A 10,819-nucleotide genomic window follows, 5' to 3' on the forward strand; every position below is an offset into this window, starting at 1 on the left:
AGTCCCCACCGGCCGGGATGGCATCAGATGAGATGCAGGTCTATTACAGCCTGGTGTTTACCGGTAATACGAAACGGTAGCCAGCGCCATATACCGATTCAATGTCATCGTGATCTGGCCATGTCCCGCCAATTTCTTCCGCAATTTTTTGACATGGCTGTCGATGGTTCTGGCCGCCACTACCAGACGATCCGGATAGATGCGATCCATCAGTGAATCGCACGCAAAGATCCGCCCTGGTGTGTGGGCTAGCAACTGCAGCAATTTGTATTCGATGACCGTCAGATCCAGCAACTGCCCATGCAATCGGGCTTGGAATTTGTCATCTTCAAACTGAACCGCGGTGTGTGCCGGCAAGCCCAGTTGTCGACGGCGCAATACTGCTTTGACCCGGGCAGTAGCGTCTCGCAGGCTATAGGGTTTACAGATATGGTCATCGGCATCGAGGTAATCAGTCGATGCTGGTTGGAAAGTGTTCTTCAGCAGGATGGAGTTGTATGAATGGTGCCGGTTGTTTGGCCAGTTGCTCATCGCTGAGCTTGGGATCGACATTGATGGCAGGGAAACTCAGGCGGCCAATAGCCAGGGTGATAGCAGTACAGGCCGGATTGTTGTTGTGAAGTCCATGTAATCGCCTCGTGTTGGTTATATGCGCCTGGTCGTCTGTCGGCTGGTTGGAGTCAGCCGGTCAGAGACGTATGTAGAAGGACTATTTGCAACAATTTGGTATCAAAATGACAAACATTGTGCGAGTGATTGCAGCGAGTACACGAAAGAAAACAGGCTGGCGCATCGGAGCTGCCAGCCTGCAGGGTGGTTGCAGCAAGTGTTACTGCGACAACACCACTTTCACACTGCTGTCGATGGCACCTTTTTCAATGTAACCGATCATGTTGGGGTTATCGGCCACCAATTTTTTCACTGCAGCATCGTTACCCACTTCCTTGGGCGGTTGCCCTTTGCCGGAGAAAATCAGCTTGGACCAATAGGCTTTTACCTGAGCGGCCGATTTGCCCGTGACCTTGGTATAGAACTCCTCACGCGCGCCAGCGCTTTCCGATTGGTCTATCGGCACTGCCTGGCCACCACCTGGAAAGTTATTGGTTTTGCCAAGGAAGATTTGCGATACCTGATCTGAAGACAACGAACCCACACCGCTCTTGGCACCGACCACTACTGCAATCTCGGCATGTGCCACTGGCATGCTCAGGAACAGAGTCGCAAGCAGCACATTCAACAATTTGGCTTTCATCTTGTCTCCCCCTTAGAACACGAAATCGACAGCAGCGCTGAATAGGTTGATCTTTTTGCCAGGGTCGAAGTCGGGTTGGGTATTGTTAAGTGTGTAGCCTGCTCCTTTGTTGTCAATCTTCAGGTGATCCCACTGGAGTTTGATGTCCATGTTTTTCATCACATCCCAACGAACACCAATGGTGATATTGCGTTGCGCATTATTGCCCGCATTCAGTAAGCCGTTCAGGCCAGCATTCAGTAAGGCAACATTATTATTAAGGGAGGTCACACCGCCATTGACCTGATCGACACCCGCCTGCAATGCCGCCAATTGCGGAATGGCTGGTAAATTGGGCAGTACAGCAGTATTGACGCTGCTGGCACCAGATGAGGTCAGTTCGCTATCAGTCTTGAGTCGGGAATAAGTCATATAAGGTGTGAACTTGCCCACCCGAACGCCACCGGAGACATACCAACCGGTGGTGTCGCCGACGAAAGATTCCGTCTTGCGTTTGGTATATTCTGCCTGAACGAACCATTGACCTGGATCATAGGTGGCACCAAAGCCAATGAATGAGGCCGGTACTTCTGACGCTTCATATTGATTAACCACGTCGCTGGCGGTTGACGCAGTTGTGCTCGTTGCCAAGGCTGTGGCACTGGCAGAAGATGCCAGACTATTCAGCAATGCAATCAGATTAGCTGGTAGTGGTTGCTGGGCTGCAGACTGGGCGCCTGCAGCGACTTGATTGGCACCTGCCGAAATCTGGCTGGCACCGGAACTTGCAGTACGATAACCATTGAACGCCGTATTGATGGCATCGCCGGCATAGCTGAACTTGGTACGAACATAGCCAACCCGCAAAGTCAGGGAATTGATCTCAGTGGTAATGTTCAGTCCCAAGGTCCGTCTGCCTTCGGCTTCATTCATGCCCAGTGACGAGGGAATCTTGTCCTTGGCCCGGCCGCCATAGGCTTGAAATGTTGTCGAAACATTGCCGGTATTCAGACGGTAGACTGCATCTCCACCGTCCAAATGTGAAAACGGCACTTGGAAATAGACTTCCGTTGGTGGCCGTACCCATGGATTGGCATAACCCACCTTTCGGTAGTCCGACACCATATAGACCGGCAGGGCGATACGCCCGGCGTGGAATGCGAGATCTTGTGTGGCTTGAAGTTTGGCATTGGCCCATTCGAGAACTGGCTTGAAGGTTTTGTCATACCGGCGTTCTGATATTACCTGGATGGTAGCTGACAGCATCTCATTCGCTTTCATATCAGCCTGAACGCCCAGCTTGCTGTCTACGCCAAAATCCCAGTTGTGCGAATAGCCGGCACCATTGGGTTGATTCAGGCCTGTGCGGTAATCCGCTTTATCGGTGCTGGAATGTACGACACCCACAGTGCCAAACCCTCGCAGCTTGAATGCATCTTCACCGTCTGCCGCAACTTGAAGCGACATCACCATGAGCGCGGAACCGACCGCAGCTACCATGAGGCGCTGTTTCATATTATGTCCTCCTGAAACTTGTTTGAACTCGTCTGACGGGTAACTGGCCAGCCTTGCCGGCTAACCTGCGCCCTGCTTGCCTGTGGATCTTGACCTGTTTCTGGTGACCGGAATGGCATCAGCTTGTACTGCGTGGTCACGGATTGGGGCTTACGTTTTGAAATGCCCGGAAATTTCGCGCAGATTCTCGGTAAGCTGCTTGATATTGCTGCTGATCTGAGCCAGCTTTTTGCCTTGTCCGGCGGTGGTGCCTGAAATACGGTGCAAATCGTTCATTTGTGAACTGATGTCACCGGAGGCTTGTTGCTGTTGATCAGTGGCCATGGCAATCGTCTGGTTCATGCTGCTGATGGTACTGACCTTGTCAGAGATCTCTTGCAGTGTTTGGCCAGAGCCAGTGACTTGCTCGACTGTTTTCTCCGCTTCACGCTGGCTGGTCAGAATGACATCCACAACCGACGCGGTGGTGGCTTGAAGTTGTGAGACGATGTCAAAAATCTGGGCGGTAGATTCGCGGGTACGGGCTGCCATGCTACGGACCTCGTCTGCAACCACAGCAAAACCGCGGCCATGTTCACCTGCCCGTGCCGCTTCAATTGCTGCATTCAGGGCCAACAGATTGGTCTGCGATGAAATATCCTTGATCACGTCCACCACCACATTGATCTGCTGGCTGTCTTCTTCCAGTTTCTTCAAGGTGCGGGATGCTTCATTCACTCGTTGTGCCAGTTCGTTGATCCGGTCAATGGTGATGCGAATATAAGACAAGCCATTGGCTGCTGCTGCATTGGCAACACTGGCGGCATCCGATGCCGATGCGGCACTGCTGGCCACACTTTCAATTTGCTGGGCCATGCCTTCCACCTGCGATGCAACACGGCCAATAACCAGTTTTTCATCTGCAATGCTGGCATCGGTGCTTTCGACAATACTGGTCATTTCTGCTGTGGTATCGCTGAGGGCACTGACTGAACTGATCAGGCGGCGTATGTCATCTTGTAATCTTTCAATAAAGGTATTGAACCATTTCACCAGTTCACCAATCTCATCGCTGCTGGTTTGGCGGATGCGTAACGTCAGATCACCTTCACCTTGCGCAATATCACGTAGTGATCGAACCACCAGATCCACGTTGCGTTTGATGGAGAACGAAACCAGTAGGCTGAATAGGATGCCGCCACCAATAGTGATGATGGCGCCAATCACGCCGACGATCAGGGCACGATTTTGTGAGCGGGTAGTCTCTTCAACCGTATCAGTGAAACGTTTATAGCTGGCATCGCGAAACAGATTCAGATGTTTGCGATAGGATTCCAGTTTGTCCCCCATGCCTTTGATGGCCGCTTGATCGGGGGCCTGACCTGCCAGCATGCTGGTCGAGAGTTTGGACGCAGCATCGTAATAGGCATTGAATTCGTCAGCAAGCTTGGCTACATCTGCACTGCCAGCTGTATCGGCCTGCTTGATCTTATCGATGTTGATGCGTACACGTTTTGCCAATTCGTCCACACTTTGCAAGGCTTCTTTTTCGCCGGCAGCAACAGCTGAGTTCAGTGAACTGATGATATTGTCCAGCAGGGCGACATTATTATTGGCTGCTTCCAGGGTGGGGAACAGATCATTCTGAATGACCTCCAGCCGACGGGTATTGTCGCTGGAAACAGTGAAGTTGTATGCCACATAGATAACCAGAAAGATCGCCGCGATTGACTGCGCAAGCAATATCTTCTGTCTTAACGACAGTACCGAAAGTAGCTTCATCGTGATGGTCCGGTCGGAAACGGGGGAATCGTCCGTGCTTCTTCTTTATATAGCCAGTCTGTGGTGCGCAACGCTAATTTTGTGTGAGCCTCAGGTGGTAACTGGTCAAATATTATTAAATTAGAAAATAATCAAATTCTGATTTGATCATATATTGATTCAGAAGATTGGTGTTGACATACTGCTCGGTATGTTAATAACATTCTGATCGGTATGTTATGGATCGGCTTACTATGCCAGACCGGAATTCATTGAATTTGCTGGAAATTCTTCGAGAGATGGCTGATGGGAAGGGAGTTGATGCAATCACTTATGGAGATATCGCCAGTCGGGCAGGTGTGCCTTGGCAAACCGTAAAACGGCATTTAGGTCCGCGCGAACAGTTTGCAACTTTGCTCGAAAGCAGAAATGAACGTCCAAATCCGGATGCTCGTGTCCGTATATTGCAAGCAGCTGCCAAGGTATTTGCCGAAAAGGGGTATGAAGCCTCATCGCTGGATAATGTTGCGGCTGAAGCAGGGCTGACCAAAGGTGCAATCTATTGGCATTTTCGGAACAAAGCCGATCTGTTCTTCGCGCTGCTGGATAGCCGGTTCAAGTCTTCGGTAGTGGATTTGCCACTTCAGGTTGAGCAGGCCATTCAACATCCAGACCGCCAACAGGGTTTGACTGAATTGGTCAGTGCGCAATGGGCACAATGTATCCAGGCTGCGGACTGGCCGGCTCTGTTCCTTGAATTTGTCGGTCAGACCCGGGATGAAAGTGTCCGTGAGCATATTGCCCAAACCTATGGCGAAATCTATTTGCTGTCGAGTAAGTTGCTTGCGGTATTGAAAAAGGGCGGCCTGACTGCTGCAGACGCAGATAGTGAAGCGTTATCGGTCATGTGGACGGCGCTGTTTGATGGGTTGATGATTGCCCAACTGGTACAGCGCGAGCGACTAGATGTCGCCCGGTTGTTACCAAAAATTGTCAACATGATCTGGCATGGTATTGCACCATCTGGGTCGTCTTGCGCTATCGGGCTGGAACAGGATGAGCGCAAACAATAACAAGACAATTGGAAGCTTTGCTGCCATCAAATAGTGTTATTGCGTATGAAAATATTGAAACACTCAATGCAGCGGGTGTGTTGATCACGTTCATTCGTACTTCACGCAGCCAGAAGACGGGTAGTACCCAACAATAATTAGTTTCAATAAAGAGAGCAGTGCAATGTTGCGCACAGTCGGTCACTCATCGGCATCGTGTCACATTGCCAACCTAGCCAGGAGCACAAGGTGAATATGAAACGTTCTGCAAAAATCGCCATCTTGCTTGCCGTCGCTTTGGGGATCGGTGTCGGTGCCAAAGTTATGACTGGTGACAAATCCAAAGCAGGCGCCCATGCCGCATCTGACCAAAATAAAGGTAAACATGATCCCATCTCCATGCTGGAGTTGACCGAAGCAGATATTTTCCGTGTCCAGCTTGGCGAGTTCCGCCGTACCTTAGCCTTGAGTGGCAATTTGCAGGCGGTATCGGAAACCATTGTCAATGCCAAGCAAGGTGGGCAAATTGCCAATGTGCTGGTTCGTGAAGGAGATGCTGTCAAGGCTGGCCAGCTGTTGGCTACCATGGATGATGCCGAGGTGCGCCAGCGCTTGAACGAACGGCAGGCACAACTGGAAAGCTATAAGGCAGAGGCTGCCTATGCCGAACGTAATCGGGAGCAGAATCGTGAATTGATGACACAGGCGTTCATTTCGCAAGAGGCGTTCAACCGGATCGACAGCGATACCACGGTGAAGCAGGCTCAGTTGAAAGCACAAATTGCCCAACTGGAGCTGGCACGCAAATCGATGCGCGATACCAAGATTGCGTCGCCGATCACAGGATATGTGGCTACGCGTGATGTACATCCAGGGCAAGATGTGGCACCGGGTGCCAAGCTATTTAGCGTAATTGATCTGTCGCAACTGGAATATGTCGCGCAGGTGCCGGCGGCCGATATTGCATCTGTCCATGCCGGGCAACTGGTTCGTCTGAAGGTGGATGGTTATGGCGGCCGACAGTTTGAAGGCAAGGTCGAGCGGATCAACCCGGCAGCTCAGCCCGGTACTCGAAGTATTGCCGTCTATATCCGGATCAATAATACGGACCATTCGCTCCGGACAGGACTGTTCGCAAGTGGCGACTTGCAACTGGATACACGTCCGCAGGCGATTGCTGTACCGGATACCGCTGTAGTGGTGGATAAAGGGGCAAGCTATATCTGGGTGATGCGTAAAGGACATCTAGAGAAAGTAGTTGTGACCGTTGGTCCTCGGGACGCTCGCACAGGGAAGGTCGAGGTGAGCAAAGGTGTGACAGCAGGTGATACCGTCATATTGGCCCAATTGTCTGATGAAGCACGGGGTGCCGCCGTCAAAATGGCTGGTGGTAAGCACTGATCCGGGAGGAACACGCAATGTGGTTAACAAAAATCAGTGTTAGGAACCCAGTATTTGCCACCATGCTGATGGTGGCGTTAGCCGTGCTTGGTACGTTAGCTTATTTCCAGTTGCGGGTGGAAAACCTGCCGGATGTTTCGTTACCAACAGTCATTGTTACTGCTGATTATCCTGGTGCTGCGCCTGAAATCGTTGAAAACGATGTGGTGCGCACGATGGAGGAATCCATCAATGGTATCTCCGGCATCAAATTGTTGAAGTCGCGGGCCTTCGAAGGATTTGCTTTTTTGGCGATCGAGTTTCAGTTGGATACCGATCCGCAGTGGGCTATTCAGCAAGTTCGTGACAAGGTCGATCAGATTCGTAGCACTCTGAAAAGCGAGGTCAAGGAGCCCAAGGTTGAATTGGCTCAGGCGGATGACATGCCGATTGTGTCACTGTCAGTGACATCTGCAGTACGTTCGCAACGCGAATTGACGCAAATCGCAGACCGTATCGTTTCCAAGCGGATGAAGTCCATCCCGGGCTCAGGCAAGGTAGAGGTCATTGGTGGTGTAGCCAGGCAGATTCGCGTCTTGTTGCAGCCTGAGCGGATGAAGGCGCTGGGCGTCAGCGTGGAAGACGTCATCAATACCATTCGGCAGGAAAATGTCGAATTCCCGTTGGGTACAGTGACGGTCGGCACGGGTGACAAACTGGTGCAGATTCGTGGCCGATTGAAGGATGCGCCATCGTTTGGTCGCTTGATCGTGGCCAACCGCAATGGTGTCAGTGTCCGTCTGGAGCAAGTCGCCAGTGTCATCGATAGCCAGAAGGAGCTGGAGTCCATTGCATATGTGAATGGTCGTCAGGCGGTTTCCGTGGACGTGATGAAGGCATCGGGTGCCAATATTGTTGAGGTGGTAGACAAAGTCCGGAAGGAAATGGCGGCACTCAGCAAAACCCTGCCGCCTGACGTCAAGCTGGAGATCCTTTCCGACAATACGGAAGGTATCAAGATCATGCTGGATGATGTAAAGCGAACCTTGTTTGAAGGGGCGCTGCTGACCATCATCATTGTCATGTTGTTCCTTGGGTCGTGGCGTAGCACGGTAATCACCGGTTTGACCTTGCCGGTATCACTGGTGGGCACTTTCTTTGCTCTGCAATTATTCGGCTTTACCATCAATCAGTTGACCATGATCGCTATGTCGTTGTGTATCGGTCTGCTAATTGACGACGCCATTGTGGTGCGCGAAAACATTTCACGACACGCTGCCATGGGTAAAAGCCGGGTACAAGCCGCATTGGATGGCACCAACGAGATCGGCATGGCCGTTGTTGGTACGACATTGACCATTGTGGCGGTGTTTTTGCCCGTGGCGTTCATGGGCGGCACGATTGGAAAGTTTTTCTTCCAGTTTGGCGTGGCAGTGTCTGCGGCAGTGCTGATCTCGATGTTGGTCAGTTTTACCCTTGATCCTATGCTGTCCAGCGTTTGGGCGGACCCGCATAGCCATGGCAAACCCATGCGGGGGCCCATTGGCTGGTTGTTGGGATGGTTCGAGCGGAGGATGGATGCCCTGGCGGAATCCTATGGCAATACCATTCGCTGGGCCCTGCGCAAGCGCAAGACCACGCTGGCTATTGCGTTGGCCAGCTTCGTTGCCGCATTCGTCATCATGGGTAAAGTAGGTGGCGAGTTTGTGCCGGATTCCGATTTCGACTTTGTACAGATGCAGATTGAGACACCGGTTGGTTCATCGCTGGACTATACCGGTGCCAAGGCAAAGCAGGCATCCGATGTGATCATGGCCTTTCCCGAAGTTAAACGGACTTATGTTGCTGTTGCGCAGGATTCTGCCAAGCATGAAGCCAATATCTTCATTACGCTAACTTCCCGCAAGCAGCGTGAGCGTGATCACAAGGAAATGCGCCGGTTGTTCCGGGAACGCTTGCAGCAGATTGGCGGCATCAAGGTCTCCAGCGGAGACTTCAACACCCCCATCGTACTCAGTATTCAGGGGGGCGACCTGGATGAATTGAAACGGCTGTCCGATGAAGTTTCGTCCATGCTGAAGGCCATTCCTGGTGCGGTGGATGTGAAATCTAGTATGGAAGTAAAGAAACCGGCGCTGTTGGTGGAGATTGATCGTGATCAGGCGCAGGACATGGAACTGAATGCGTCCCGTATCGGTTCCGTATTGCGTCCACTATTGGCTGGTCAGGCCGTCAGTACTTGGCAAGGGCCAGATGGTGAAAACCATGATGTATCAGTGCAAATACCGGATTACTTGCGATCATCGCTGGATGACCTTGGTCGTTTGCCAATTTCGACCCGTGGCACCCCGGAACGGCCTTGGATGATTGAGTTGGGTCAAGTCGCCAAGTTGCGTGAATCTGCTTCACAAAGCCAGATTAAACGTTCCAATCTGTCACGTGAAGTGACTATTGTAGCCGGGGTGGAAGGCCGGCCACTGGGCGACATTGTGGTGGCGATGAAAAAAGGTATTGATCAGATCAAATTGCCTGTTGGTTACAAGATTGAGACCCGTGGTGGTGCGCAGGAGATGGAGGAATCTGCTGCGCATGCTGGCAAAGCCATGCTGATGGCCATCATGTTTATCTATGCCATTCTTGCAACCCAGTTCCGTAGCTTCCTACAACCACTGGCCATCATGTCATCGCTGCCATTAGCCATGATTGGGGTGGCGCTGGGCTTGTTCCTGACCAACAGCACCCTGAACGTCATGTCAATGATCGGGATCATCATGTTGATGGGGTTGGTCACAAAAAATGCCATTTTGCTGATTGACTTCACCAAGCAGTCGATGGAGGAGGGTATGTCACGTACTGAGTCGATTGTCGCTGCAGGTCGCATTCGCCTCCGTCCAATATTGATGACAACGGCAGCCATGGTATTGGGGATGATGCCCGTTGCGCTTAGCAAAGACATGGGGGAAGGCTATTCTTCGATGGCGAATGCCGTCATTGGTGGTGTGATCACTTCCACATTACTGACTTTGATTGTGGTCCCCGTTGTTTTCACTTATCTGGATGCCTTGGGTGAGCGTATCAAACAAAAATGGGTTAGTCCCGACGACGTTCAACCAACAAGCGAGCAAGCATGTTTGAAGTAAATATCAGCCAAGATATTGATACCGTCAACTACAGGAGTCTTGCTCAGCAACTGAGCGGGTTACTGAGCGGCGAACGCGATTTCATTGCCAACAGCGCTCAGTTTTCTGCATTCATCTATCAGGCACTTCCAGTGCTCAACTGGGCGGGCTTCTATTTATATGATGGCAAGGAGCTGGTGCTCGGCCCCTTCCAGGGCAAGGTTGCTTGTGTGCGTATCCCATTGGGGCGAGGTGTATGTGGCAGTGCCGCGCTTCGACAGGAAACCATCCTGGTTACAGATGTTCACGCTTTTGATGGGCATATTGCTTGTGACAGCGCTTCCAACTCAGAGATTGTCCTACCGATTCTGAAGGACAATCGACTGATTGGGGTTTTCGATATCGACAGCCCCCAGCTAGCCCGCTTTAGCGAACGCGACCAAGCCGGGCTGGAGGGATTGCTTTCCATTTATAAGGAGAGCACGGATTTTCCTGTCATGTAGGCAAGAAGTGTGGTCCATCCTAAAAAAGCCGGCGGAAATCGCCGGCTTTTTTGCTGAAGACGAGGATTGAGCGCGGGGTGGTTGGCGAGCCTGCAAGGCTTGCCGGTTTTAGGTTATAATAAAATCAACGCCTTATAAAAAAGTATTAAAAAAGTAGCACTTGGAAGTTGACGAGTATGAAGAGGGTGAGTATAGTTCGGCCTCTCTCGCAGCGACGCGGCGAAACGAATAGATGTTTTGACTGCGCAACTGAATGATCTTTAACAAAAAAATACAGTC

Annotated in this window: 8 protein-coding genes; 4 read left to right on the forward strand and 4 right to left on the reverse strand. The window is 51.5% G+C overall.

Annotated features, from left to right (window positions below):
• Positions 1–57: 57 nt before the first annotated feature.
• The 4 genes from FFS57_RS21870 to FFS57_RS21885 form a co-directional block, all read right to left on the reverse strand.
• Positions 58–531 carry a winged helix-turn-helix domain-containing protein gene (locus FFS57_RS21870; protein WP_171014135.1) on the reverse strand — a complete coding sequence of 158 codons (474 nt, stop codon included), beginning with the start codon at positions 529–531 and terminating at the stop codon, positions 58–60.
• Between the two features lie 298 nt (positions 532–829).
• On the reverse strand, positions 830–1,252 hold the full coding sequence (locus tag FFS57_RS21875) for a substrate-binding domain-containing protein (protein WP_171014136.1): 423 nt from the start codon (positions 1,250–1,252) through the stop codon (positions 830–832).
• Positions 1,253–1,264: 12 nt separating this feature from the next.
• The gene (locus FFS57_RS21880; RefSeq protein WP_137939962.1) at positions 1,265–2,746 is read right to left on the reverse strand and encodes a hypothetical protein; all 1,482 of its coding nucleotides are present in this window, start codon (positions 2,744–2,746) and stop codon (positions 1,265–1,267) included.
• 150 nt (positions 2,747–2,896) lie between these two features.
• A complete protein-coding gene (locus FFS57_RS21885) occupies positions 2,897–4,507 on the reverse strand; it encodes a methyl-accepting chemotaxis protein (protein ID WP_137939963.1) in 1,611 nt (536 codons plus the stop codon).
• A gap of 233 nt (positions 4,508–4,740) precedes the next feature.
• Here FFS57_RS21885 and FFS57_RS21890 point away from each other — a divergent pair, with 233 nt between their 5' ends.
• The 4 genes from FFS57_RS21890 (at position 4,741) to msrC (ending at position 10,540) form a co-directional block, all read left to right on the forward strand.
• Positions 4,741–5,559, forward strand: a complete 819-nt coding sequence (locus tag FFS57_RS21890; RefSeq protein ID WP_171014137.1) for a TetR/AcrR family transcriptional regulator — start codon at positions 4,741–4,743, stop codon at positions 5,557–5,559.
• A gap of 234 nt (positions 5,560–5,793) precedes the next feature.
• On the forward strand, positions 5,794–6,939 hold the full coding sequence (locus FFS57_RS21895; protein WP_249384118.1) for an efflux RND transporter periplasmic adaptor subunit: 1,146 nt from the start codon (positions 5,794–5,796) through the stop codon (positions 6,937–6,939).
• Between the two features lie 17 nt (positions 6,940–6,956).
• On the forward strand, positions 6,957–10,058 hold the full coding sequence (locus FFS57_RS21900) for an efflux RND transporter permease subunit (RefSeq protein ID WP_137939965.1): 3,102 nt from the start codon (positions 6,957–6,959) through the stop codon (positions 10,056–10,058).
• Complete coding sequence (gene msrC / locus FFS57_RS21905; RefSeq protein WP_137939966.1) at positions 10,046–10,540, forward strand: free L-methionine (R)-S-oxide reductase MsrC; 495 nt, start codon at positions 10,046–10,048, stop codon at positions 10,538–10,540. The genes FFS57_RS21900 and msrC overlap by 13 nt, the downstream gene beginning before the upstream one ends.
• The last annotated feature ends 279 nt before the right edge of the window (positions 10,541–10,819 follow it).

Source organism: Chitinivorax sp. B (assembly GCF_005503445.1).
Taxonomy (GTDB): domain Bacteria; phylum Pseudomonadota; class Gammaproteobacteria; order Burkholderiales; family SCOH01; genus Chitinivorax.

Excerpts from the sequence above, each read along its gene's own strand:
- msrC (WP_137939966.1), top strand. The coding sequence starts at position 10,046 with ATGTTTGAAGTAAATATCAGCCAAGATATTGATACCGTCAACTACAGG.
- FFS57_RS21895 (WP_249384118.1), top strand. The coding sequence starts at position 5,794 with ATGAAACGTTCTGCAAAAATCGCCATCTTGCTTGCCGTCGCTTTGGGG.
- FFS57_RS21875 (WP_171014136.1), bottom strand. The coding sequence starts at position 1,252 with ATGAAAGCCAAATTGTTGAATGTGCTGCTTGCGACTCTGTTCCTGAGC.
- FFS57_RS21885 (WP_137939963.1), bottom strand. The coding sequence starts at position 4,507 with ATGAAGCTACTTTCGGTACTGTCGTTAAGACAGAAGATATTGCTTGCG.
- FFS57_RS21890 (WP_171014137.1), top strand. The coding sequence starts at position 4,741 with ATGCCAGACCGGAATTCATTGAATTTGCTGGAAATTCTTCGAGAGATG.
- FFS57_RS21870 (WP_171014135.1), bottom strand. The coding sequence starts at position 531 with ATGAGCAACTGGCCAAACAACCGGCACCATTCATACAACTCCATCCTG.
- FFS57_RS21900 (WP_137939965.1), top strand. The coding sequence starts at position 6,957 with ATGTGGTTAACAAAAATCAGTGTTAGGAACCCAGTATTTGCCACCATG.
- FFS57_RS21880 (WP_137939962.1), bottom strand. The coding sequence starts at position 2,746 with ATGAAACAGCGCCTCATGGTAGCTGCGGTCGGTTCCGCGCTCATGGTG.